Here is a 24,091-nt window from a genome sequence, read left to right as displayed (position 1 = left end):
GGTCGAACGCTCGTCCCGGTTATCAACCTTTTCGAACGCACGTCGTGGTTTTCGAACACGCCGAGGCGTCGATCGAACCGACGTCACACCCTCGTCTCGACGTCACGTCTCGAAGCCATCCAAAAAGGCCTATAATAACCCGGGGGCCAACAACGAACGAATGGGTGAGGACTCGCCTTCGCGAGAGCCGCCGGCGGACGACCCGTCGCCGGACGCCGACGACCCCTCGGTCGCCGACGCGACGACGGACGAGGACAGCGGCGGGTCCGAGGATCCGGACGAGTACCGCTCCGAGCCGGACGATCACGACGATCGCGACGGTCGTGGCGACCCCTCGACCGAAAGCGACGGGGACGACGGAGCGAACGGATCCGACGAGAACGGAAGCGACCGCGGGGCCAACGGGTCCGACGGGAACGACGACTCCGACGATGACGACGATCCGAATGGGAAACCCGACGCCACGGAAGTCGAGGACGTGACGGATGAACCGGACGACGGTGCCGGCGTTGAAAGCGGAGGCGACGCGGACGGAGACGTCGACGATGACGAGGACGAAGGCGACGAGACTGACGAGGACGCCGGATCCGGTGTCGAGGACGACGAGGACGATGAAGATGATGAAGATGACGAGGACGACGACGACGAGGATGACGACGAGGACGAGGGAGACGACGGGGATGACGACGCCGATGTGGGCGACAACGCCGACGAGGATGACGAGGCCGAAGATGCACCTCGCGGTGTGAACGAGCCGACGGTGAGGGGCGACGATCCGGACGACCCTCTCGTCGAGGGACCCGACTCCGACCAGGAGATGCCGCTGGCGGAACACATCGAGGAGATGATGCGACGGCTCGGGATCGTCTTTCTCGTCGCGGGGATCGCCGTCCTGATCGCGTTTCCCTCCTCCAGCGATCTGATCAACTACTTCTGGTCGTACCACATCCCCGAGCCGAACGCGAACCGGCCGCGGCTGTACGCGCCCCTCGAACTCGTGTTGACCCGGCTCAAGGTCGCCGGGCTTGCCGGCGTCGTCGTGGGACTGCCGGTGTTCGTCTACCAGACCTATCGGTTCATGCGTCCGGGGCTCTATCGCCGCGAGCGGCGCTACTACATCGCCGCCATTCCGACGAGTCTCGTTCTCGGGACCATCGGGATCCTCTTTGCGCACTTCCTCGTCCTGCCGGCGATCTTCAGCTACTTCACCACCTACACCTCCGATGCCGCCGTCATCGCGTTCGGGCTCGCGGAGACGTTCAACCTCATCATCGTCATGATGTCGTTCATGGCGATCGTCTTCCAGATCCCGCTTTTCATCATGCTCGCGATCATGATGAACCTCGTCACCCGCCAGTGGCTCGAGGACAAGCGGCTCATCTTCTGGGGGGTCTTCTTGGGGATCGCCTTCCTGTTCAGCCCCGACCCGACCGGGATGGCCCCGATCATCGTCACGCTCACCATGATCGTGCTCTACGAGGGCACGCTCGCGCTCCTGCGGTGGACCGGGAACTGACCGATCCGTGGCCTGATCGGCCACCGATCGGCGATCCGACTTGCGACTCGATCTGGACCCCGTCCGCCACCCCCGAACCCGGAACTCCCCGTTCCGCGAGAGGAGGGTTCTTAGGTGATGACGACGAAGACGCGTCGTAATGGCCCAGGCCGGCAATCAGGATCTCACGGAGCGGTTCATCCAGTTCTATCGGAACTACTACCGCGAGGAGATCGGCGAGTTGGCACAGCGGTATCCCAACGAGCAGCGGTCGCTGTACGTCGACTACGACGACCTCTTCCAGTTCGATCGCGACCTGGCCGAGGACTTCCGCAGCCAGCCCGAGCAGATGCGCGAGTACGCGGAGGAGGCGCTGCGGCTCTACGACCTGCCGGCGGACGTCGGGCTCGGCAAGGCCCACGTGCGGGTCGAGAACCTGCCCGACAGCATCGACATCCGCGGCATCCGCGTCCACGACAACCACATCGGCCGGCTCGTCTCCGTGCGCGGAATCGTTCGCAAGGCGACCGACGTCCGCCCGAAGATCACGGACGCCGCCTTCGAGTGTCAACGCTGCGGGACGATGACCTACATCCCCCAAAGCGACGGCGGCTTCCAGGAGCCACACGAGTGTCAAGGCTGTGAGCGACAGGGGCCCTTCCGGGTGAACTTCGACCAGTCGGAGTTCATCGACTCACAGAAGCTCCGCATCCAGGAGTCGCCCGAGGGACTGCGCGGCGGCGAGACGCCCCAGGCGCTCGACGTCAACGTCGTCGACGACATCGCCGGAAAAGTGACGCCCGGGGACCACGTCACCGCCGTCGGCGTCCTCCACATAGAGCAGGTCGAACAGGGCAACGAGAAGTCCGCGATCTTCGATCTGTACATGGACGGCGTCTCCATCTCCATCGAGGACGAGGAGTTCGAGGACATGGAGATCACGACCGAGGACAGAGCCGAGATCGTCGAACTCTCGAACGACCCGGACGTCTACGGAAAGATGGTCGAGTCGATCGCGCCCGCGATCTACGGCTACGAGGAGGAGAAGCTGGCCATGGTGCTCCAGCTCTTTTCGGGCGTGACGAAACACCTCCCCGACGGATCGCGGATCCGCGGCGACCTCCACATGCTGCTCATCGGAGACCCTGGAACGGGAAAGAGCCAGATGATCTCCTACGTCGAGAACATCGCACCCCGCTCCGTCTACACGTCCGGCAAGGGGAGCAGCGCGGCGGGCCTTACGGCCGCCGCGGTTCGCGACGACTTCGGCGACGGCCAACAGTGGTCGCTGGAGGCCGGCGCGCTCGTGTTGGCCGACAAGGGGATCGCGGCGATCGACGAGCTGGATAAAATGGACGCCGGCGATAGGTCGGCGATGCACGAGGGGCTCGAACAGCAGAAGATCTCCATCTCGAAGGCCGGCATCAACGCCACGCTCAAGAGCCGGTGTTCGCTGCTCGGCGCGGCGAACCCCAAGTACGGCCGGTTCGACCAGTACGAGCCGATCGGCGAGCAGATCGACTTGGAGCCCGCGCTCATCTCGCGGTTCGACCTCATCTTCACGGTGACCGACCAGCCGGACCCCGAACACGACAGCCGGCTCGCAAAGCACATCCTGAAGACCAACTACGCCGGCGAGTTGAACACCCAACGCGAGGAGCTCGCCACCTCGGAGTTCACGCAGGCGGAGGTCGACGGCGTCACGGAGGAGGTGGCGCCCGCCATCGACGCCGACCTGCTGCGGAAGTACATCGCGTACGCGAAGCGGAACTGCTACCCGACGATGACCGACGAGGCCAAATCCGCCATCGAGGAGTTCTACGTCGACCTCCGTTCGAAGGGCGTCGACGAGGACGCGCCGGTTCCGGTGACGGCTCGACAGCTCGAGGCGCTCGTGCGGCTGGCCGAGGCGAGCGCCCGCGTTCGGCTCTCCGATACGGTCGACCGGGAGGACGCCGAACGCTCGACGAACATCGTCGAGTCGTGTCTCAAGGACATCGGCGTCGATCCCGAGACGGGACAGTTCGACGCCGACGTGGTCGAGACGGGGACCTCGAAGAGCCAGCGCGATCGCATCAAGAACCTGAAGGGACTGATCGCGGAGATCGAAGAGGAGTACGAGGAGGGGGCCCCGGTCGATGAGGTCCTCGAGCGCGCGGGCGAGGTCGGGATGGACCCCGGCAAGGCCGAGGACGAGATCGAGAAGCTGCGTCGCAAGGGTGAGGTGTACGAGCCGACCCAAAACCACCTCCGGACCACCTAGATGGACCGGATATCCGCGATCAGGAACCTCGAGGACGCCCTCCGGGAGTTCGATCACGGCGAGGCGACCCTCGAGGAGACGGAACGACGCGCCGTCGCCGTCCTACGCACCTACGCGACGGAGTTCGAGGGGTCGACCGACGTCTACAGGGCCGTCGGGCCCGACCCCGCCGGCGGAACCGTGGTGGTCGCTCCCTCGAAGGCGGCCGCACGCGCACGGATCGCAGAACGGATCGTGTCGATGTCGGCCGCCGGGACGGACGAGTGCGAGCCGTCCGACGCTCCCGAGTTCGAGGTCGAACGGCTGTAGCCGGGGAGGTTGACACCGGAGTTCGGGACCGATAGACGTGTCGACGAACCGATCGGATTTTACGAAAACAGTAGGACTTAATTCATCGTTATTCCTCCGGGGAGGCGTGCTACTGGTGATGGTGTACTCCCGGAGGGCGCGAACCGCGCTCCGGAACGCGTGTCGGGGCCACGATGACGTCGTCGTACGGCGGTTCGGGCGTGCGGCGATCCTCGAGGAGAACGCGTACGGCGCGTTCTTGGCCCTTCGGCTGCGAGCCGAACACGGGGGGGACGTACAGATCGAGCGAACGAGGCCCTTCAACGAGTTCGAGGCGGTGGATCCGGACGTTCGCGAGGCCGCGGTCGCGTACGCGGATCGCGAATCCCCCTCGACGCCGTACGCGAAGTTCGCTGCGGGCACGCCACACCCGGATCCGGCCACCCTGCGCGAGCGGTCGCTTTGATCCGCGAACGCGACGTGGCCCCGGCGTGGATCCGCATCGGCGGGATCCGGCGATCTGGCGTGGCGATCGACCTCCGGGACGTTCCAGAGTCGATCGAGATCGAACCACCGGATCTCGTCTCCCAGCTGTTGGCCGCGATACGTCCCGCATCGGGCTGTCGTCTCGACACCCGAACCGGCGGAGTGCGTCGTGGAGCCGGAGAGATCGACATCGACGTCGACTGTGTCGCCCCGTCGACGCCGATGGCGCTCGATCGCGTCGGGTCGCGTGGATCGTTGCGTTCGACGTTCGCTGCGGCGGCGCGAACGATCGGGTGGACGTCCACCGCGGCAAGCGAGCTCGCGGACCGCCGACTGGAACTGTCACGGCTCGAGGTTCCGACCGTCGAGATCGAGGCGGCGCGGCGTCGGGTCGCCGAGACGGGCACGGACGTCGACCGACTCCGGGAGGAGATCGCGACCATTCGCGGGGAGCTCTCGACCCGGCGTGAACTCGAGGCCGATCCGGACCCCGCTCGCGAGCGCCTCGCGGAGGCGACGGCGAATCTGGCCGAGACCGAGACGGTACACATCGCGGCACGCCAGGAGCTCGAACGCGCTCGCCGACGCGCTCGACACGCACGCGACGTCCGCGAACGACGACTCCGACTCGAGGACGAGATCGGCAACCTGGAGCGGGCGGCCCGCCGGCAGCTGGCTCGCCGGCTGTCCCCCGTGGTCCACGATCGATTGGCGGGACTGCCCGTCGAGACGGCGTTCCCCGCCGAGACGTCTCCCGTCGAGTCGGACGAGGAGAGGGTCGGCGACCTTCGAGACACCCCGCTTCTCGCCGCGCTCGCCGCGAGTGCCATCGCCGGTCGGCGTGCGCCCGTGGTATCCGTCTCCGGCGGGCGTTCGAACCTCGGAGATGATCCCCTCGATGGGGCGGCGGCGTCGATCGCTCGACGATTCGGCTACCCGATCGTTCGGGTGTGACCCGGACACGCGAGACTCGAGCTTCGGGCACGCGAGCGTTGATATACGAACGGGCGGCAACGGGCGTATGGACCTGTCGTGTGCCCTCGAGACTCGGGGCGGGCTGGCGATCGTGACCGGGCGGCTTCGAAACGACGCCGACGCTCGAAAGCGCGTTCGAGTCGAGAACGCGCTCGACGGCCCCGTGTTGCCTCCCCGGCGTCGTGGCGTGCCCGAGCCGGGGTGGGACGCCGACGGATACACCTGTAGACTCGCGCCCGGATCCACGAGGGCGTTCGGATACGTCTGTGTCGCCACCCCCTCGCGTACCGAGCAGCCGGCACGGATCGATACGGTGGAACCCACGACGGGGGACCCCATCGACCATCCGACGGTCGTCGCCCGCCGAACGCTCGGCGGCCACAGACCGCCTCGGGACTGTCTCGCGCGGTCGGGCAACGACATTGGCGGCACGGCGACTCCGGCGAACTATCCGCCCGAGAAACCGGATCGAGGGGGATCTGACGCGGCTGACCGAAGACGCTTCGACGCCCTCCCGGATCGGATCGCGGATCGCCTCGATCGGCTCGAGCGGGTCGAGGAGAACACGCTCGAATCCGCGACCCGTACCGTCTCCGAGTTCGGCGGTCTTGGGTCACTCCGTCGCGAGCTCGCGGTTGGACGCGGACGTCGATCGGCTTCGAGCGCTTCGGGATCGATGCGGGACGCTGATCGAACGCCACGAGCGTCTCGAGGTGCCGACGGAGGCCCTGGAGCGGCTGGCGTGATCGTCGCCGTCGCCGGCGGCAAGGGCGGGGTGGGAAAGACCACGGTCGCCTACAACCTGGCGGCCGCACGCGCCGGTGTGGTGATCGACGCGGACCTGAGCATGGCCGACCTGCCCGAGGGGTCCGGCCCCGACCTCCACGACGTGCTCGCCGGACGGGCGACCCCGCGGGAGTGTCTCCGAGGCGGACCCGTGACCGTGTTGCCCTGTGGCCGCTCGCTGGCCGGCGCGCGAGCGAGCGATCTGCGACGGCTCTCGGGCGTCCTTCGATCCATCGAGCGGGATCACCGGACGGTGATCGTCGACTGTCCGGCGGGTCGACGGGCCGATGCGGGCGTTCCGCTGGCGGCCGCCGACCGCTGCGTGCTCGTCGTCTCCCCGCGGGCGTTCGCGCTTCCGGACGCGATCCGAACGCGCGAGATGGCGCGGCAGTTCGGAACGGGGCTGTCCGCGGTCGCGATCAACCGGGTCGTCGAGCCCCCGCCGAAGGCACGGATCGCCGACGCGCTCGGCGCGCCGGCGGAGGCGATTCCGGCGGATCCGCGCGTGGCCCGCTCCGTGATCGAGGAGCGACCGATCGTCACCGCCGCCCCGGAGAGCGAGCCGGCAGAGGCGATCACGTCGCTGGCGAGCCGACTCTAAACGCGATCGACGCGGGACGCGAAACGACGTTCGTGGGATGCGAAAAGACCGTTCGAGGGCGGACGCGAAACGACGTTCGTGGGACGGCGGAAAAACGCGGCCGGTCAATTCGGAGAACGCACGTCGTCGGTTCTCGCGTTCGCCCTATCGGATCACTCCTCGGCGATCGCCGAGGCGCGCTCGCGGAGATCGACGTACGTCTTCCGGACGGTGACCGGCGTCACGTCGGCGACCTCGGCGGCCTGCTGTTGGGTCACGTCGCCGCCCCCCTCGCGACTCGCGGTGTAGAGACACGCGGCGGCGACGCCGGAGGGGTTTCGTCCCCCGACGAGCCCCTCGTCGACAGCCGTTTCCGCGAGTTCGCGGGCGCGCGACTCGATCCACGACGAACAGTCCAGCTTCGAGGCGAACCGCGGGAGGTACTCCGCCGGATGGACGGCGCCGATCGGCAACCCGAGCTCCCGGTTCATCGCCGCGAACGCGGCCCGGTGTTCGTCCTCCGTGGCCTTCGCGGCCGCACACACCTCGGGAACGGTTCGTGCGACGTTGGCGGTTCGAGCGGCGACGTAGACGCTCGCGGACGCGAACCCCTCGATGGACCGCCCGCGAAGGAGGTCGGCGTCCTGGGCGGACTCGAAGAGCGTACACGCCCTGTCACGGACGGGGTCCGGCAGCCCGAGGACGTCGGACAGCCGACGGATCTCCGTGAACGCGTAGACGCGGTTGCGATCCCGTTTCGACCCGATCCGCGCGCGATTGTGCTGGGTCCGCATCCGGGCGATCCGACGACGTTTGCGCGAGGTCGCCCTGGTCGCCCGTCCGATCTCCGTCGAGAGTCCCCGATCGTGGCGCGCACGCGTTCGCGGCGCGCCGGTCCGTTTCGGATCGGTCGTGTCGTCCGCGAAGGAGCGCCACTCCGGCCCGTGGTCGATCCGGTCCTCCGAGACGACGAGTCCGCACTCCGAACAGACCGTTTCCGTTCCCTCAACTCTGAGACGGCCGCCACACTCCGGACAGACGGGTCCACTCACCTGAGTCGTGCTGGTCTGACTCATCACGAGTGAACCTTGGCCCCGATCGCATACTTAAACCCGGGAGGGATCGGGGGGATCAACGCCGGCGCGCGCGGTCGAACCGACCGGTCACCGATAGGTTCCGCGGACCGACGTTCCTTCGCTTCGAACCGAAGACGAATTTTTAAATACGATATCGTGGAAGCAACCGTGTGACGCTCTCGGATATCGCGGCGGGCATCGAGGTGACGGCCGAGCAACGCGACCGGGGCGCTGCGGTCGTCGACGACACCGGCGTCGATCCGATAGACCGGCTCGCGGAGCACGCCGACGCCCTGCCGTGTACCCCGGCGGCGACGGCGACGCTCGTCGAGGCCTACACCGCGGGCGCGAGCGTTGGCGAGGCCGCTCGCGAGGCGAACGTCGCCCCGATGACGGCCGCGAAGGCGCTTCACCGGTGCGGGATCGACGGACTGCATCCCCTGGCGCCGACACGTCGGGAGATCGTTCGCGAGTGGCTGTCCGGACGCTACTCGCGAAGCGACGCCCTCGCGCTCGTCGGCGGGGACGAGGCGGACTTCGCGCTTTCGACTTACATCGAGACCCACGACCCGATCCCGGAGATCGCCGAGGCGCTCTCGGCCGCGAGCGACGTCGACGGCGGCGTGTGCGCCCTCGGCGGATCGATTTCGCTCCCCGACGATCTCCGATAGACGCTCCCGCTCCTCGAGATCGCCTCCCGCAGCGATCGCCGGCGGGACCCCTCACCGAAGCCGGTCGAGTAGCCGCTCCTCCTCGAAGTCGACGTCGACGGTCGTCTCGAAGCACGTCTGGAAGGCGGCCGCCACCGCGACGGCGTACGCGCCGTTTCGTTGATCCACCACCGGACGCATCGCCGACGGATCGGGATCCGGGAGGACGGCGTCCGCCGCCGCGATCGGTTCGCCGGTCGCGATGGTGACGTCACGTTCGGCTCCGACGTCCGCGAGCCGTCCACGGAGACGCTGGAGCGCGTCGCGGCCGTGATCGGTGCCGGGCGTCACGGCGGCGACCCGCTCCGCCGCCGTGACCGCCGCGACGGCCGGATTCGTGGCCACGGGCGGCGTGTCGACGACGACGTGGTCGGCGGTCGTCCTCGCCTCCTCGATCCGGGAGGCGAGCGCCCTCGCCGGCTCCGCGGCCTTCGCCCGTGCCAGCCGTTCGAACGGGGCTCGAACCGGAACGACGGACAGCGTTCCCGGCCAGTCCCCCTCGATCCGGTAGGTCGCATCGCGCAGGGGACGGTCCGTGTCGTCGACGAGGAGGCGCGTCAGATCCGGCGCGATCCGTCCGGACACGTACTCCGAGAGCCCTTGGGTCGCGTAGGCCGCGTCCACCACCGTCACGCTCCGGCCGCAGAGCGCGCCGATGGCCGCCAACTCCACCGCGGTTCGGGTCGTCCCGGCGCCGCCGACCGCGCCCACGACCGCGAGCGTCGTCTCACTCATACGTGTCCGCAGGACGGCGCCGGGTTAAACGATCGGAACGTGGCAACGGGCGTGGCGGGACGCAGCGTCGGGCGCCTCGAACTGGAGCGTCCCTCGTCGCGGGTCAGGCCGAGCGGATGGCGTCGGCGATCGCGTCGATCTCCCCGTCCGATAGGTCCGGACGGTCCCCCGCGACCGCGTGGATGGGCGCCCCGCCGTCGCCCTCGAAGCGCGGCACGACGTGGACGTGGACGTGGGGTACCTCCTGGCCGGCGGCCTCGCCGTCGTTGATGCCGACGTTCGCGGCGTCGGCGTCGACCGCGGATCGGATCCGCGGGGTGAGCTCCGTCACCACGTCGAACACCTCGCCGGCGAGGTCGGCCGGAAGGTCGCCGATCTGGCCGTGGTGCGTCTTCGGGATGACGAGGGTGTGGCCCGGCGCGAGCGGGTTCGCATCGAGGAACGCGAGCGCGCCGTCGGTCTCGTGAACGGTTCGGGCCGGGATGTCGCCGTCGACGATCGAACAGAAGATACAGTCCTCGGACATGTCCGAGGGATCGATGCGGCGGCGTATGAAGGTTTCTGCCGCCTCGACGACGTTCGATCCTCCACGCCGTGTCTCCCGTTCGACGGTCACTTCCCGAGCGCCCCGACGGTCACTTCCCGAGCGTCCCGACGGTCACTCCTCGAACTCGGTCAACTCGGGGTCCGCGTCGTCGTCGATCTCCGCGAAGACGGTCCGGTAGGTCTCGCGGTACCGCCAGATCTTCCGAAGGAGGATGAAGCCGAAGATCCCGTCGAAGACGAGCACGTAGACGACGAACGAGGGGAGCGATCCGAGCCCGGTGACGGCGCCGATGATCCCGGCTCCGAGCCCGACCGTCGAGTTGTAGGTGGCGTGGATGAGGGCGGCGATGAGGATGCCCTTCACGACGAGCGGTCCGCGGTGGTCGGGGTTGAACTTCGCCAGACCGAGGTAGTAGCCGGCGAACGACGAGTAGATGACGTGGCCCGGGCCGGCGAACGCCCGGACCGCCGCGATCCCGTCTCCCGCGCCGAGGATCGCCAGGCTGATCCCCATGTCGACGGCGTCGACGCTCCGGGAGATGTAAAGCAGGTTCTCGATCGTGGCGAACCCCAGTCCGGCCACCGCCCCGTAGACCGCGCCGTCGATCACGGCGTCGAACCGCGCGTCCGTGTAGGCGTACAGCCGGACCGCGAGCAGCTTTACGGTCTCCTCGACCGGCCCGACGACGAGGAAGAAGAAGCCGACCTGGCCGATCGCGTTGAAGGGGCCGAACGCGCCGGTGACCGCGGAGTTGAGCACCGCCGCGAACGTCGCCGTCAACACGGCCAGCAGGAACGTGGCGACGAGAAGGGACAGCGGCTCCGTCGTGGTCGCGTCCGAGTACCACACGTAGCCGGCGATCGCCGCCGCCGGGACGGCGGAGAGTATCGTCAGGATGCGAACGATCGGATCGCCGAACGCCCCGATCGCACCGATCCCGGCCAGGATCGAGAGGGCGATCAGGATCACGAAGGCCTTCGCGCCGACCGTGATGCTCCAGTATCCGGAGACGACGACGCGATCGAGGAGCGTTCGTGGCTCCCAGGTGGCGACGTCGTAGAGGTCCATGCTCCCGTCGGACGCCGACTCGATCGGATCGGACGGATCGCTCATGCGTGTTCGCTCCATTGATCCCCATCCAGTAAGGTGTTCCTCCGGTCGGACGCATTCGACCGGCTCCCGGATCGGGTCGCCATCCGACCGCGGCCGCGAACCGCGAGGCTTCAAAACCCCGCCGTCCGTACCGCGGGTATGCACTTCGATCCGCGCACCCAGCAGGCGCTTCGGGAGGCGGGGCTGGACGCCGAGGCGATCCGGGCGGCGAGCGACCGAGCGGCGGAGCTCGTCCGCGAGGACGCCGACGCCATCGAGGCGTTCTTCGAGGACGGGGGGACGTTCCACTCGGACATGGAGACCGCACACGGCCCCGACGGCCCGGTCGAACACGTCGACCTCTACACCCACGGAGGCGACCTTCGCGGCTACCTCTCGTTCGACTCGTGGGGGGCCTACGTCGAGGACGGACGGGTCCTCTCGGAGGAGGTCGTCGAGTTGACCCTCGGACCGACGGTCCACGACCGCGTGCGCTTCGTCCGGGACCCCGCGGACCTATGAACGTCAGGATCCGCGGGATCTACGCGACGGCCCTCACGAAGCTGTTTCTCGCGGCCGGCCACGAGGTCGTCGACGCCTCGCCGCCGATCCGCGAGCGCTTTCGCGAGACGGACGGGACCGGAGTTCGCGGCCCCGCCGCCGTCGACGTCTCGATCCGGACGACGGACGACCGGGAGGGCGTCGGGGCTCACGGCGAGTTCGCGGCGGTCGAGGCCGTCGCCGATCGACTGTCAGGGGTCGGGATCGACGCGTTCGTCTGGCCGGACCCGACCCCGTTCGGGAGCGTCTTCGACGGCGAGGTGACGGAGACGCTCGGCGGCGGCGCGGTCGTCCGACTGGCGGACGACATCACGTCGATCGAGGAGCGTCTTCGCGAGCGTCGCGGGGCGGGCGACTCGACCGACGAGACGGACGATCCAACCGACGAGGCGAACGTCCCCGAGATCCGCGGACTGCCGGGCGACGACCGACCGATCGAGGGATACCTCCCCTACGGCGCGACCGACGAGCGGATCGAGGTCGGCGACACGATGCGGGTGCAGGTACGCGAGTCCGCGCCGCCGTGGGGGGACCGCCGCCCCGAGCTCGATGCGAACATTCGGGTGCCGGGGACCCTGGCGTCGCTCGTTCCCGGCGAGGGCGTGCGCGTCGAGTCCCACGACGAGGCGGCGGGCCGCGAGCTCGCGGGGATGGTCGACCTTCTCGGGCTGGAGCCGCCGGAGGGATGGGGCGTCGTCTGGCACCGTCCCGCCGTCGACGCCGGAATGGACGCGCTGGAGGCGGGGCTGTCCCGGGCCGTGGAGCGGGTCGAGGGGATCGCCGCGGCACGCGAGAGATCGGTCGACGCGCCGCGGCCACTCGCGTTCCCGGCCGCGGGCGCGTGGTGTTGGTTCGGCCGGGAGTCGCGGTTCGAACTCGACGAGCGTCGCCGCGAGGTGGCGACCACGATGCCCGGACACCACCGAGTCAAGGCCGGATCGGAGGCGGCGAGCGCCGGCGTCGACCTCGCCGAGGCGCTGTGTGGCGACGGGCTGTCGGGCGGAGCGGCGTCGGACGGGGGAGAGGGCGGTCCGGAGTTCCCGTTCGGGGTCGTCCACGACCAGTTCGGTCCGAACGAGGGCGACCGCGTCCGGATCGCCCACGGCAAGCCCGCCGGACACCTGATCGTCCTCGGCGAGGGCGAGGTGACGGAGATCGATCCCGCGGCGGGACGGGTGACCGTCGAGCGTTCGATGACCGCCGGCGGCACCTACGACGCGCTCGGCGTTCCGCGTGAGGCCGGCGACGTGGCGACCACGACGTTCACGGAGGGACGGTGGTGGTACCCCACGACCTACCGCGACGGCGACGGGACGGTGAAGGGGACCTACCTCAACGTCTGCACGCCGGTCGAGGTCTTTCCCGAGGCGGTCCGCTACGTCGACCTCCACGTCGACGTGATCAAGCGGGCGGACGGGACGGTCGAACGCGTCGACGACGACGAGTTGGCGGCGGCCGTCGACGCGGGATACGTCTCGGAGCCGCTCGCCGAGCGGGCGCGATCGGTCGCGAGCGCGATCGAGAAGGCGGTCTAGCACCGTCGAACGGGTGGTCCGCCGGTCGCCCTCGACGGCTGCACCACATCCGGTCTTCCGTCGGGCGCGCCGCTCAAGTACGTGCGCGGCCAACGGCGGACGTGAGCGACGCCGACTCCCCGCTTTCGGAGGACCGTCCCGCCGTCGATCGGTCGCTGCGGGTCGACGCCCCGTTCGAGCCGGCCGGCGACCAGCCGGCGGCGATCGAGGCGCTCGTGGAGGGCTACGAGGACGGCGCGGACGAACAGACGCTGCTCGGCGTGACGGGTTCCGGCAAGACGAACACGGTCTCGTGGGTCGCGGAGGCGCTCGACCGGCCCACGCTCGTGTTGGCACACAACAAGACGCTCGCGGCCCAGCTCTACGAGGAGTTCCGGGAGCTGTTTCCCGACAACGCCGTCGAGTACTTCGTCTCCTACTACGACTACTACCAGCCGGAGGCGTACGTCGAGCAGACGGACACCTTCATCGACAAGGAGATGTCGATCAACGAGGAGATCGATCGACTGCGCCACTCCGCGACGCGGTCGCTTCTCACCCGCGAGGACGTAATCGTCGTCGCCTCCGTCTCCGCCATCTACGGGCTCGGCGACCCGGGGAACTATCGGGAGATGGCCCTCGAGCTGTCGGTCGGCGACCGGATCGGCCGGGAGGACCTCCTCGCCGAGCTCGTCGACCGGAACTACGACCGCAACGACGTGGACTTCACCCAGGGCACCTTCCGCGTCCGGGGCGACACGATCGAGGTGTTCCCGATGTACGGCCGCTACGCCCTGCGGATCGAGCTGTGGGGCGAGGAGGTCGACCGGATCCTCAAAGTCGATCCGATGCAGGGCGAGGTCGTCTCCCAGGAGCCGGCGGCGTTGATCCACCCCGCCGAACACTACTCGATCCCCGACGGCAAACTCGAGGAGGCGATCGCGGAGATCGAGGAGCTTCGCGACAGACGGGTGCGCCACTTCGAACGCGAGGGCGACCTCGTCGCCGCCCAGCGCATCGACGAGCGCACGACCTTCGATCTGGAGATGCTCCGCGAGACCGGCCACTGTTCGGGCATCGAGAACTACTCCGTCCACATGGACGACCGCGAGGTCGGCGACCCGCCCTACACCCTGCTCGATTACTTCCCCGACGACTTCCTCACGGTGATCGACGAGTCCCACCAGACGATCCCCCAGATCAAAGGTCAGTACGAGGGCGACAAGTCCCGCAAGGACTCGCTCGTCGAGAACGGCTTCCGGCTGCCGACCGCCTACGACAACCGGCCGCTCACCTTCGAGGAGTTCGAGGAGAAGACGGACCGAACCCTCTACGTCTCCGCGACGCCCGGCGACTACGAGCGCGAGCACTCCGCGCAGGTGGTCGAACAGATCGTCCGGCCGACCCACCTCGTCGACCCGGCGGTCGAGATCGCCGACGCGACCGGCCAGGTCGACGACCTCCTCGAGCGGATCGACGACCGGATCGACCGCGGCGAGCGCACCCTCGTCACCACCCTGACGAAGCGGATGGCCGAGGACCTCACGGAGTACCTCGAGGAGGCCGGCGTCGACGTCGCCTACATGCACGACGAGACGGACACCCTCGAGCGCCACGAGATCATTCGGGACCTCCGGCTCGGCAACATCGACGTCCTCGTCGGGATCAACCTCCTCCGGGAGGGGCTCGACATCCCGGAGGTGAGCCTCGTGGCGATCCTCGACGCCGACCAGGAGGGGTTCCTCCGCTCGACGACGACGCTCGTCCAGACCATGGGGCGGGCGGCACGAAACGTCGAAGGCGAGGTCGTCCTCTATGCCGACGAGGTGACTGACTCGATGCGGGCGGCGATCGAGGAGACCAACCGGCGACGGGAGATCCAACGCGAGTTCAACGAGGAACACGGCCACACCCCGACGACGATCGACAAGCCGGTCGGCGAGACGAACCTGCCCGGCGCGAGGACGGACACGAGCGGCGTCTCGGTCGGCGACGTCGAGACCGAGGACGGCGCCAGAGAGCAGATCGAGGCGCTCGAGGAACGGATGAACGAGGCGGCGAGCAACCTCGAGTTCGAGCTGGCCGCCGACATCCGCGACCGGATCGCGGAGCTGCGGTCGGCCTTCGAACTCGAGGAGCGCGAGGAGGGGACGGTCCCCGAGCCGACCGCCGAGGAGTTTTGAGCGCCCCGGCCGTCGACCAGTCCGTCTCGAGAGAGCCGACCGCGGATCGAGGCGCCTACCGGATCTTTCTCACGTCGCTGATGTCGAAGCCGCCGTCGTGGATCTCGGTCTCGAAGCGGACGATGTTCTCCTCCTCCAGCCGCGAGAGCACGCCCCGGAACTCGCGGATGACCATCGTCCGTGCGCGCTTCGATCCGCCCGTCTCCCAGGAGAACCGGAAGGTCCCGCCGGCGGCGTCCATCAGCGTGCCGCGTTCGGTCTCCGAGAGGGTGTCCTCGTTGACCAAAAGCAGGATGAGCCCGCCCCAGTGGTAGGCCGCCTTCTTCAGTCCCTTCATCACCATCGCGATGTCGTTCCAGGTCATCTCGTCGGAGACCGCCGAGACGAGGTCCGTGATCGAGTCGATGACGACGAGGTTTCCGGCGGCGTGCTCGGTGAGGTACTCCCCCAGCTCCGAAAGGAGGTCGCCGCGGCGGTCGCCGGCGCCGAGATCGCGGATCTCCGAGGGCTCGTTCCGGTACCAGTCACGCGGGATCGGGCTCAACTGGAAGTAGGGGACGGAGAGGTCGGCGAACTCGATGCCCGGAACCGCTGCCTCCGCGATCTCGTCGGCCATCGTGTACTCGAGCTCCCGACCGATCGAGTCCCGATCGGCGGTGAAGGAGACGTAGTGGATCTCGGGCGGGACCCGGGCGTCATCCGCCAGCTCCCCGTAATAGAGGTCGAAGAGCTCCTCGTCGACGTTGGCGAGCGCGTTCATCGCGACGCTCGTGTACAGGAACTCCCGGGCGCCGGCGCCGGACTCCCCGGCGAGCAGCACGACGTTCCCCGGGGGAGCGCCGCCGCCGAGGATGGAGTCGAGACGCGCGATGCCGAAGGGAAAACTCGCCATGCAGGATGGCCGTCCCCGGACCGTTTAGCCGTTACGCCGGCTCGACGCGTGCGCCGCGGTTGCGACCCCGAACGATCCGGACGCGACCGTCGACGCCGGCCGCCTCGAGGGCCGCCCGGCCGGCCTCGCGGGCCGCCTCGGCGCGGTCGGCGTCGGTGACCGCGTAGACGGCCGGCCCCCACGACGACTGGCCGGCGCCGTGGACCGCCGGGGCGTCCGAGAGCGCGGCCACGACCTCGCCGACCGGCGGACGGTAGACGCCGCCCTGCTCGTCGGCGTACCACGCGCCGTTGAGCCGACCGATCTCGGCGACCGCCTCCCCGAACGCCTCGGCGCGACCGTCGGCGACGGCTGGCAGCGCCCGGCGCGTGAGGATCCCGGCGATCCGGTCGGCCAGCTCCGGCTCCGCGCGCTCGACCGCCGTTCGGATGCTCTTGTCCTCGCTCTCGCCGCTGCGTCCGGGATCGACGTCCGGGGAGACCACGAGGAACCGCCAGTCGTCCGGGATCGCGTGGCGGGCGGCAACTGCCGGAACCTCCCACTCGCCGGCCGGCGGGCGCTTCGTGGTGAACCGCGCGGTCGGGTGGCCGGCATCGAGGAGGAATCCGCCCGCCTCGAAGCTCGCGACGCCGAGTCCGGACCGCCCCCCGCGACCGAGACGCGGGGCACGCTCACGGACGCGTGCCTCGCGGTCGTGGGCTCGGGCGACGCCCGCCAGGGTCGCGAGCGCGATCTGCGTGCCGCTCCCGAGCCCGGCGTGTCTCGGGATCGACGACCGAACGGCGATGGACGCGCCGGAGACGTCGAGGATCTCACACGCCCGCTCGGCGTACTCGGCGACGTCCACGCGAAGCGATCCGGTTTCCCCCGTCCGGATCTCGACGTCGATGGTCGACGACGGCTCCGCGAGAACCTCGACGGTCGGCTCGTCGATCGCGACGCCGACGCCCCCGTAGAGCCGCTCGTGTGAGAGGCTCAGGTTCGCGAACCCGAAGTGGAGTCGGGCGCCGGCGACGACGCGGGCCATGTCGGGTCGAGTTTCGACGTCCGGACGGATAAGGGACCCACCGCAGGCGGGGCTTGCCGTCGTCGGAACTCGATGGCACGACGACCCAGCGCGAGCCCATCCCCGCGTCGCCCCTCGCCCCTCACTCGAAGAGTCCCTCGACGTCGTTCTCCCGCGAGCGTCGACGCTCGACGAGGTCGCGGAGCCGAGCGTAGGCGACCGCGCGCCGGTCGGATTCCTCCTCCACGTCACCCGTCCCGTCGTCGACGTCCCGTCCGGCGAGCCGCGCTCCCGCCACGTCCGCGAGCAGGGTTCGGTAGCGCGTGCGTCCCGTTCCGACCTCCTCGCGGGCATAGCGAGCGGCGTCCGCGACGACGTCGGGATCGATCCACTCCGTCGACTCCGCGACCGCCGTCGCGGCCCGAACGAGGCGCTCGAGGTCGCTCCCGTCGCCGTCGGTGACGGCGGGCGCATCGTCGTCCATGTCGGATCGTACGCGCCGAACCGAATAAACGTCCGCTCCGAGCGGGTCCTCGTCCGTTTCGTCGGGTCCGTGCAACCACTTTGGGTCACTCCGATGCGGTCGAGAAACCGTACGACGGCACCGAACAGCGTGAAGTCCGGGCGCGTCCTACCCTCCCGTCGTGGCCGTCACTGTCGATATCGGAACGGACCGCCGGATCGAGTTCTCACGGAGCGAGGTAACCGGCGCGGTGGGGGATTCGATCACGGTCCTGCCGCTCGTGGTCGCGCTCGCGGTCGTCACGGAGGTGTCGCTCCCGAACGTGCTCGTCGCGTTCGGCGTCTTCCAGGTCGTCTGGGGCGTCGTCTACGGGCTGCCGGTCTCCGTCGAGCCGATGAAGGCGCTGGCGGCGCTCGCGATCGCGGGCGGGCTGACCCACGCCGAGCTGGCGCTTTCGGGCCTCGCGCTCGGCGTCGTGTTGCTCGTCCTCGGCGTCTCGGGGGCGCTCTCGGCGGTCGAACGCTGGATCGGGGAACCCGTGGTTCGAGGCGTCCAGCTCGCGGTCGGTCTGATCCTGCTCCAGACGGCGATTTCGATCGCCGCGACGGACCCGACCGTCGCCGCCGTCGGGCTCGCGATCGTCGCGGCGTCCGTGGCGGCGGGATACGGGAGCGCGAGCGCGCTCGTTGTCCTCCTCGCCGGCGCGCTTGCGACCATCGCAACGGCGGGGGTTCCCACGCCGCAGCTACCGGGTGCGCCGGCGCTCCCCGACCTCTCGGCCGGACTCACGCGGCGGGCGGCGGAGGGGGCGTTCGCCCAGCTCGCGATGACGGTCGGCAACGCCGCGTTCGCGACCTCGCTGCTTTTCGCCGACCGATTCGACGCCGAGGTCCCGGCCGACGACCTGTCGACGAGCATGGGCGTGATGAACCTCCTGGCCGTGCCCATCGGCGGGATCCCGATGTGTCACGGCTGCGACGGTGTCGCCGGAAAACACGCCTTCGGCGCCCGCACCGGCGGCGCGAACGTGATCCTCGGCGTCGGCTACGTCGCGGCGGCCCTCCTCGCGACCTCCGCGTTGCTCGCGGCGTTTCCCATGGCGCTCCTCGGCGTGCTGCTCGCGGTCGTCGCGTTCTCGCTGTCGCGGAGCGTCCTCGAGTCCTCGAACCTCCCGCTGTCCGTGGCCATCGGCGTCGGCGCGCTCCTCGTCAACCTCGGAGTCGCGTTCCTGCTCGGCGTCCTCGTCCACCTCGCGATCGAGCGTCGGCGGTGAGACCGGCGCGGACGATCACCGGTAGCACGCCCGCTCGACTTGCCGGTCGAACAGCCGCGAGAGCAACTGCGTGACCGGCCCGCCGCCGACCGCGACGCCGTCGACCGTCCCGATCGGCCGGACCTCGGCGGTCGTGTTGGTGAGGAACGCCTCGTCGGCTTCCCGAACGTCCGCCGGGTCGCAGGTCCCCTCCTCGATCGGGATCCCCTCCTCGGCCGCGAGATCGAGGACGACGCGTCGGGTGATCCCCGCCAGGACGGGTCCATCGAGACTCGGCGTCCGCAGGACGTTCCCGGAGACGAAGAAGACGTTCGAGGTCGCGCCCTCCGCGAGGTGGCCGTCGGCGTCACAGAGCAGGGCCTCGTCGGCGTCCGGATCGGCCTCTCGCGCCTCGATCCGGGCCAGGATACCGGGGAGGTAGTTGTGCGTCTTCGCCGTCGCCGGAAGACACGCGTCGGGGACGCGTCGGGTCTCGACGGTCCGAACCGTCGCGGGGCCCTCGAAGACGGGCTCGCCGTCCAGGCCGCCGCGGACGAGCGGGCGCGCGTAGACGACCACGGTCGGGTCGACCTCCGGGTCGGGATCGAGCGTTCCGGGCTGGACGCCCCGGGAGACGGAGAGCTTGAGGTAGGCGTCCTCGAGGTCGTTCGCCTCGAGGGTGCGATCGATCCGCGATTTGAGGCCCCTCCGCGTCAGCCCGTGATCGAGGGCGAGCGCCTCGCAGGTGTTCGCGAGCCGATCGGCGTGCGCCTCCCACTCGAAGACCGTGCCGCCGTAGGCGCGCAGCGTCTCGAAGGCGGCGTCGCCGTACATGAACCCCCGATCCCGGACGTTCACGGTGGCTTCGTCGGCGGGAACCAGATCCCCGTCGACGTGAAACAGGCGGGACGACCCGTCGTCCCCGTCGCCGGTCGCGCCCTCGGTCATGGCTCGCCCCCCGAGTCGCACAGGTCGACGAAGTTTCGAACCAGCCGCATGCCGTGATCGGTCAACACGCTCTCGGGGTGAAACTGGACGCCGACGTGGGGTCGATCGCGGTGGCGGACGCCCATCACGACTCCGCGGCCGTCGGCGGTGCGGGCGGTCTCGACGAGCGCGTCGGGGAGGGTCCCGCGCTCGACCCGAAGCGAGTGGTACCGGCCGACCTCGATCGGATCCGGGAGCCCCGCGAAGACGCCGACCCCGTCGTGGGAGACGCCGGAGGGCTTGCCGTGGACCACCTCGGGGGCCCGCGAGACGGTCGCGCCGTGTCGGGCACAGAGCGCCTGGTGGCCGAGACAGACCCCGAGCGTCGGGTATTCGAGGTCGAACAGTGGGACCGAGACCCCGGCGTCGTCGGGCGTTCCTGGCCCCGGCGAGACCACGATCCCGTCGGGGTCGACGGCCCGGATCCACTCGGTCGTGATCGCGTCGTTGCGGCGGACCGCGACCGCTCCCGCGATCTCTCCGACGTACTGGACGAGGTTGTAGACGAACGAGTCGTAGTTGTCGATCACGAGGATCCGCGGACCGTCCTCGGCGTCCCCCGATCCGGTGTGCCACTCGATCGACGAGGGGGAGTTGCACCCGTCGCCCTCAGACATCGGTCGTCCCCTCCTCGCCATCCGGACCGATCTCCGAGGTCGCGGTCGTTTCCACGCGCAACTCCCCGTCGGCGAGCGCCTCGTCGACCGCGTTGACGAGCCCGCGGGCCTTGTCGAGCGTCTCCTCGTACTCGGCGTCCGGATCCGAGTCGTCGACGATTCCGGCGCCGACCCGGAGGTGGTACTCGCCGGCGTGGCGGACGAGCGTCCGGATGAGGATGTTGAGCGTCGCGCGCCCGTCGAACCCCACGATCGCCATCGACCCGGTGTAGGGTCCGCGCTGTGTCGCCTCGAGCTCGTCGATGATCTCCATCGTCCGCGGCTTCGGCGCGCCCGTGATGGTCCCGCCCGGGAAACAGGCGGCGACGGCGTCGGCGAGCGAGACGTCATCGCGAGCGCGACCTTCGACCAGCGAGACGAGGTGCATCACCTCCGAGTAGCGGTCGACGCGGCGGTACTCCGGGACGTCGACCGAGCCGAACGCGGAGACCTTCCCGAGGTCGTTGCGCTCGAGGTCGACCAGCATGGCGTGTTCGGCGCGCTCCTTCTCGTCGGCCCGCAGCTCCGCCTCGAGGGCGGCGTCGGCCGCCGGGGTGTCGCCGCGCGGACGCGTGCCGGCGATCGGTTCGGTGACCAGCCGATCGCCCTCGCGCTCGAGCAGGAGCTCGGGGCTCGCTGAGACCAGATCGACGCCGCGGTCGCCGCGAGCGAACTCCAACAGCCCGGAGTAGGGGGCCGGGTTCACCTCCCGGAGCGCGTCGAAGGCCTCGACGGGATGGACCGCCGCGGGGGCGACGAGTCGCTTTGAGACGTTCGCCTGGAAGGTGTCGCCGGCGCGGACGTACTCCTTCACGCGGCGAACGCGGTCCGCGAAGGCCGCACGCCCGCAGTCGCTCTCGAAGGCGGCCGCGTCGGCGTCGACCGGCGCGGGGCCGACCTCGGGATCGCCGGTCTCGATGCGATCGGCGAACGCCGAGAGCGCCTCGACCGCCTCGGCGTGGATCCGATCGAGGCGAGCGCCGTCTTCCCCGTCATCGCCTCCGGGCACCCTCGGACACCGAACGAGCCGGAGTTCGACGGGCGAGTCGCACGGACACCTCCACGCGGCGAGCGTGTCGTAGACGGCGAACTGAAGCCGCGGGAGGCCACGGTCGTCGATGGCGGACTCGGGGAGATCCTCGAGCTCCCGGGCGACGTCGTAGGCGATCCATCCGATCGCGGCGCAGGGATACGGCACCGTACAGTCGCCGCGAACCAACCGCTCACCGGCGATCAGCTCCTCGAGTGCCGAGAGCGTCGGGGAGCGATCGCTCCCGTGGCGCTCGGCTGCGTTCGATCCGGGACCGCTCTCGCGGTCGGCGAGTACGGCCTCCGGGGAGACTCGGAGGCGCTCCGCCGGCTCGACGCCGAAGTAGCCCCAGCCGGACTGGCCGCCCGTGGTCTCGAGGACGGCGCCGCCGGGGCCCTCCCGGGCGCGCCGGTAGGCGAGAAAGGGATCGTCGACCTCGAGGCGCGCCTCGACCGGAACGCGGGCGCCCGACGGGGCGTCGACCGCGACCGAACGGAACGCGTCGCGGTCGGTACGCAGACGCATGCGTGATGGTTCGCGAGTGTGGGTGAAACGGTTTCGGTCCGAACGCCGGGAGAACGGCGAAGGGGTCGCCTCGATCGGGGGCGACTCCCGCTACTGGATGTGGCCTTCCTCGCGAAGCTGGTCGGCCTCGTTCTTCTCGTAGCGCCAGGTGATGTCGGCCTTCTCGTCCTGCCAGTCCCACGGCTCCACGAGGACGATGTCGTCCTCGCGGATCCAGATTCGCTTTTGCATCCGTCCGGGGATGCGGGCGGTACGTTCCGTGCCGTCCGCACACCGAACCTTCACGCGGTTCGCGCCGAGCATGTCGGTGACCTCCGCGAACACCTCGTCGTCGTCTGGCATCCGGAGGTCGCGCCGACCGTCGCCGTCGTCGCTCATGGGGGGCGATTCGATCCGTCGCGGTTTAAACCCGCCGGACGTCGTTCGGCGGTGAGCGTCCGGTCCCGGTGAGCGTTCGATCCGGTGAACGTCCGACGAGCGAACTCCGGTACCTTCGACCCCTTCGGCACCGTCGAGCGCCGGGGGAGAGTGGGCGGAGGAGAACGAACCGGGGAGCGTGAGGAGGGACTACTGGTTGTGCAGCTGTTCGCGGCCCGGAGCGATGAGCCGATCGAGGTAGGAGGCGAGCGCGGGCTTGGCGTCGGCGGGGTGCAGCTCGCCGGACTCGAGGTCGGCCTCCAGTTCCGGATAACTCTCGTACTCGAGGTCGCCGCCGTACTCCTCGGGACGCTCGACGACGACGCGGTCGAACCGCGGGAAGACGTGGTACTCGAAGATCTGGAGGACCGGGTTCTCCCGTTCGCGTCCCTCGTCGTCAGGTTCCGGGTCGGCGGTCGGCGGACAGTACGCCTTCTCGACCTTCGTCTCGATCTCCGAGGTGGCGTCCTCCATCGAGATGGTGACGCCCGTACTGGAGGACATCTTGCCGACCCCGGAGGCGAGGTCCGCGATGAGCGGGGTGTGCAGGCTCGTCGGGGGCTTGCGGTCGATGCTCGGAAGGACGTCGCGTGCGAGCATGTGGACCTTCCGCTGTTCCATCCCGCCGACGGCCAGATCGACGCCGAGGTACGGGATGTCGAGCGCCTGCATCAACGGGTAGACGGCCTGTGAGACCTTCACGGCGTCGCCGGATTTGATCTCGGCCATCGCTCGCTCGGCGCGGGCGAGCGTCGTCTCCAGTTCCAGGGCGTGGAGATCGAGGGTGTAGTCGTCCTCGAGCTGGAAGTCGGAGCCGAGCACGAACTGCGTGCGGCCCTCGTCGAGACCGTAGGCGATGAACTGGTCGCGCATCCGCTCCGCGGTCCGGCGGATGTCCTCGAAGGAGCCCTTGTCGTTGAGGTAGGCGTGGACGTCGGCGAGGAGGACGGTGACCTCGAAGCCGGCCTCCTGGAGGTCGATCAGCTTGTTCGCGGTGAGCATGTGCCCGATGTGGAGGACGCCCGAGGGCTCGTAGCCGACGTACGCCCGCTTCCCGTCGGGGTCGTCGGCCAGCGCCTCGATCTCCTCCTTCGTGACCACCTCGGCGGCGTTCCGGGTGATCAACTCGTAGGCGTCCATACGGGTCACCTCGGGGACCGCCCGGATATGACTTCTGAAAGCGCAGCGGCCGAGAATCGCGCAGCGATCGGGAACGGCGTCGTGGTCGAGAACGGAGGGTGGTCGAGAACGGCACAACGGACGCGAAAGCGCGGTATCGGTGGACACGCGGAATCTCCGGGCTCGACGCCCGTCGAGCGATCGAAGCGACGATCGAGCGGGAGGAGATCGAACGGGACGAGGTTCACGACGAGACGTCCGGTTGTGGCCTCGCGATGTCGCGTCCCGTTATGACTCTCCAGAATTGTGCAAGGTGTTTAAGGATCACGTTTATATCCCAGACGTACATCGCAATATCACGTGAAGAGGAAGACAAAGAATGAATGATTGGACGTAATAGAACCGTATCGTAAATAAAGTCCCGATAACGGTGAACCCATGTATTGAGTGACC

Annotated in this window: 24 protein-coding genes and 1 pseudogene; 13 read left to right on the top strand and 12 right to left on the bottom strand. The window is 69.2% G+C overall.

Going from position 1 to position 24,091, the window contains the following annotated elements:
* Positions 1–160 precede the first annotated feature (160 nt).
* The 7 genes and pseudogenes from tatC (at position 161) to ACFQE9_RS07650 (ending at position 6,894) form a co-directional block, all read left to right on the top strand.
* Positions 161–1,516, top strand: a complete 1,356-nt coding sequence (gene tatC / locus ACFQE9_RS07675; protein ID WP_379742762.1) for a twin-arginine translocase subunit TatC — start codon at positions 161–163, stop codon at positions 1,514–1,516.
* Positions 1,517–1,655: 139 nt separating this feature from the next.
* Positions 1,656–3,758, top strand: a complete 2,103-nt coding sequence (locus tag ACFQE9_RS07670; RefSeq protein WP_379742759.1) for a minichromosome maintenance protein MCM — start codon at positions 1,656–1,658, stop codon at positions 3,756–3,758.
* Complete coding sequence (locus tag ACFQE9_RS07665) at positions 3,759–4,067, top strand: DUF7854 family protein (RefSeq protein ID WP_379742756.1); 309 nt, start codon at positions 3,759–3,761, stop codon at positions 4,065–4,067.
* Between the two features lie 106 nt (positions 4,068–4,173).
* Positions 4,174–4,512 carry a DUF7855 family protein gene (locus tag ACFQE9_RS07660; RefSeq protein ID WP_379742753.1) on the top strand — a complete coding sequence of 113 codons (339 nt, stop codon included), beginning with the start codon at positions 4,174–4,176 and terminating at the stop codon, positions 4,510–4,512.
* Positions 4,509–5,486 carry a DUF7856 family protein gene (locus ACFQE9_RS07655; protein ID WP_379742750.1) on the top strand — a complete coding sequence of 326 codons (978 nt, stop codon included), beginning with the start codon at positions 4,509–4,511 and terminating at the stop codon, positions 5,484–5,486. Before ACFQE9_RS07660 ends, ACFQE9_RS07655 begins: the two co-directional genes overlap by 4 nt.
* Positions 5,419–5,895, top strand: a pseudogene (locus ACFQE9_RS15250) (DUF7857 domain-containing protein); the annotation flags it as partial. The gene ACFQE9_RS07655 and the pseudogene ACFQE9_RS15250, both read left to right, overlap by 68 nt.
* A gap of 354 nt (positions 5,896–6,249) precedes the next feature.
* Complete coding sequence (locus tag ACFQE9_RS07650; RefSeq protein WP_379743068.1) at positions 6,250–6,894, top strand: nucleotide-binding protein; 645 nt, start codon at positions 6,250–6,252, stop codon at positions 6,892–6,894.
* A gap of 152 nt (positions 6,895–7,046) precedes the next feature.
* Here ACFQE9_RS07650 and ACFQE9_RS07645 read toward each other — a convergent pair whose 3' ends face one another.
* On the bottom strand, positions 7,047–7,949 hold the full coding sequence (locus ACFQE9_RS07645) for a transcription initiation factor IIB (RefSeq protein ID WP_379742747.1): 903 nt from the start codon (positions 7,947–7,949) through the stop codon (positions 7,047–7,049).
* Between the two features lie 170 nt (positions 7,950–8,119).
* Here ACFQE9_RS07645 and ACFQE9_RS07640 point away from each other — a divergent pair, with 170 nt between their 5' ends.
* Entirely contained in the window at positions 8,120–8,620 is a 501-nt protein-coding gene (locus tag ACFQE9_RS07640; protein WP_379742744.1) for a DUF7858 family protein, read from the top strand.
* A 51-nt stretch (positions 8,621–8,671) separates the two neighbouring features.
* Here ACFQE9_RS07640 and ACFQE9_RS07635 read toward each other — a convergent pair whose 3' ends face one another.
* The 3 genes from ACFQE9_RS07635 to ACFQE9_RS07625 all read right to left on the bottom strand — a co-directional run bounded on the left by ACFQE9_RS07635 (position 8,672) and on the right by ACFQE9_RS07625 (position 11,054).
* Positions 8,672–9,394: a ParA family protein gene (locus ACFQE9_RS07635; RefSeq protein WP_379742741.1), complete on the bottom strand. Its 723-nt coding sequence runs from the start codon at positions 9,392–9,394 to the stop codon at positions 8,672–8,674.
* A gap of 103 nt (positions 9,395–9,497) precedes the next feature.
* The gene (locus ACFQE9_RS07630) at positions 9,498–9,920 is read right to left on the bottom strand and encodes an HIT family protein (RefSeq protein ID WP_379742738.1); all 423 of its coding nucleotides are present in this window, start codon (positions 9,918–9,920) and stop codon (positions 9,498–9,500) included.
* 132 nt (positions 9,921–10,052) lie between these two features.
* Positions 10,053–11,054, bottom strand: a complete 1,002-nt coding sequence (locus tag ACFQE9_RS07625) for a PrsW family intramembrane metalloprotease (protein WP_379742735.1) — start codon at positions 11,052–11,054, stop codon at positions 10,053–10,055.
* A 138-nt stretch (positions 11,055–11,192) separates the two neighbouring features.
* Between ACFQE9_RS07625 and ACFQE9_RS07620 the strand changes: the two genes are divergently transcribed.
* From ACFQE9_RS07620 to uvrB, 3 genes are all read left to right on the top strand, one after another.
* A complete protein-coding gene (locus tag ACFQE9_RS07620; protein WP_379742733.1) occupies positions 11,193–11,555 on the top strand; it encodes a DUF7532 family protein in 363 nt (120 codons plus the stop codon).
* Positions 11,552–13,129, top strand: a complete 1,578-nt coding sequence (locus tag ACFQE9_RS07615) for a ribonuclease FAU-1 family protein (RefSeq protein WP_379742730.1) — start codon at positions 11,552–11,554, stop codon at positions 13,127–13,129. The genes ACFQE9_RS07620 and ACFQE9_RS07615 overlap by 4 nt, the downstream gene beginning before the upstream one ends.
* Positions 13,130–13,230: 101 nt before the next feature.
* Positions 13,231–15,291, top strand: a complete 2,061-nt coding sequence (uvrB, locus tag ACFQE9_RS07610; RefSeq protein ID WP_379742727.1) for an excinuclease ABC subunit UvrB — start codon at positions 13,231–13,233, stop codon at positions 15,289–15,291.
* 55 nt (positions 15,292–15,346) lie between these two features.
* On the opposite strand, the gene ACFQE9_RS07605 is transcribed toward uvrB, so the two are convergent.
* The 3 genes from ACFQE9_RS07605 to ACFQE9_RS07595 form a co-directional block, all read right to left on the bottom strand.
* Positions 15,347–16,183, bottom strand: a complete 837-nt coding sequence (locus tag ACFQE9_RS07605) for an RAD55 family ATPase (RefSeq protein WP_379742724.1) — start codon at positions 16,181–16,183, stop codon at positions 15,347–15,349.
* Between the two features lie 31 nt (positions 16,184–16,214).
* Positions 16,215–17,210 (bottom strand): beta-ribofuranosylaminobenzene 5'-phosphate synthase family protein, encoded by a 996-nt coding sequence (locus ACFQE9_RS07600; RefSeq protein ID WP_379742721.1) that lies wholly within the window; start codon positions 17,208–17,210, stop codon positions 16,215–16,217.
* A gap of 121 nt (positions 17,211–17,331) precedes the next feature.
* Positions 17,332–17,673 (bottom strand): hypothetical protein, encoded by a 342-nt coding sequence (locus ACFQE9_RS07595; RefSeq protein WP_379742718.1) that lies wholly within the window; start codon positions 17,671–17,673, stop codon positions 17,332–17,334.
* Positions 17,674–17,833: 160 nt separating this feature from the next.
* Between ACFQE9_RS07595 and ACFQE9_RS07590 the strand changes: the two genes are divergently transcribed.
* Positions 17,834–18,925, top strand: coding sequence for a putative sulfate/molybdate transporter (locus ACFQE9_RS07590; protein ID WP_379742715.1), 1,092 nt, complete (start codon positions 17,834–17,836; stop codon positions 18,923–18,925).
* A gap of 15 nt (positions 18,926–18,940) precedes the next feature.
* Here the strand turns inward: ACFQE9_RS07590 and ACFQE9_RS07585 are convergent, their stop codons facing one another.
* The 5 genes from ACFQE9_RS07585 to ACFQE9_RS07565 all read right to left on the bottom strand — a co-directional run bounded on the left by ACFQE9_RS07585 (position 18,941) and on the right by ACFQE9_RS07565 (position 23,659).
* Positions 18,941–19,852, bottom strand: coding sequence for an aminotransferase class IV (locus ACFQE9_RS07585; RefSeq protein WP_379742713.1), 912 nt, complete (start codon positions 19,850–19,852; stop codon positions 18,941–18,943).
* Positions 19,849–20,508: an anthranilate synthase component II gene (locus ACFQE9_RS07580; RefSeq protein WP_379742710.1), complete on the bottom strand. Its 660-nt coding sequence runs from the start codon at positions 20,506–20,508 to the stop codon at positions 19,849–19,851. The genes ACFQE9_RS07585 and ACFQE9_RS07580 overlap by 4 nt, the downstream gene beginning before the upstream one ends.
* Positions 20,501–22,102 (bottom strand): aminodeoxychorismate synthase, component I, encoded by a 1,602-nt coding sequence (gene pabB, locus ACFQE9_RS07575; protein ID WP_379742708.1) that lies wholly within the window; start codon positions 22,100–22,102, stop codon positions 20,501–20,503. The genes ACFQE9_RS07580 and pabB overlap by 8 nt, the downstream gene beginning before the upstream one ends.
* Positions 22,103–22,192: 90 nt before the next feature.
* The gene (eif1A, locus tag ACFQE9_RS07570) at positions 22,193–22,480 is read right to left on the bottom strand and encodes a translation initiation factor eIF-1A (protein WP_379742705.1); all 288 of its coding nucleotides are present in this window, start codon (positions 22,478–22,480) and stop codon (positions 22,193–22,195) included.
* Positions 22,481–22,669: 189 nt separating this feature from the next.
* Positions 22,670–23,659, bottom strand: a complete 990-nt coding sequence (locus ACFQE9_RS07565) for a tyrosine--tRNA ligase (RefSeq protein ID WP_379742702.1) — start codon at positions 23,657–23,659, stop codon at positions 22,670–22,672.
* 98 nt (positions 23,660–23,757) lie between these two features.
* On the opposite strand from ACFQE9_RS07565, the gene ACFQE9_RS07560 reads away from it, so the two are divergent.
* Positions 23,758–24,021 (top strand): hypothetical protein, encoded by a 264-nt coding sequence (locus ACFQE9_RS07560; RefSeq protein ID WP_379742699.1) that lies wholly within the window; start codon positions 23,758–23,760, stop codon positions 24,019–24,021.
* The last annotated feature ends 70 nt before the right edge of the window (positions 24,022–24,091 follow it).

Source organism: Halopenitus salinus, assembly GCF_042662125.1.
Classification (GTDB): Archaea; Halobacteriota; Halobacteria; order Halobacteriales; family Haloferacaceae; genus Halopenitus; species Halopenitus salinus.
Note: the sequence above shows the minus strand (reverse complement) of the source record. Positions and strands in the feature narration are given on the sequence as shown.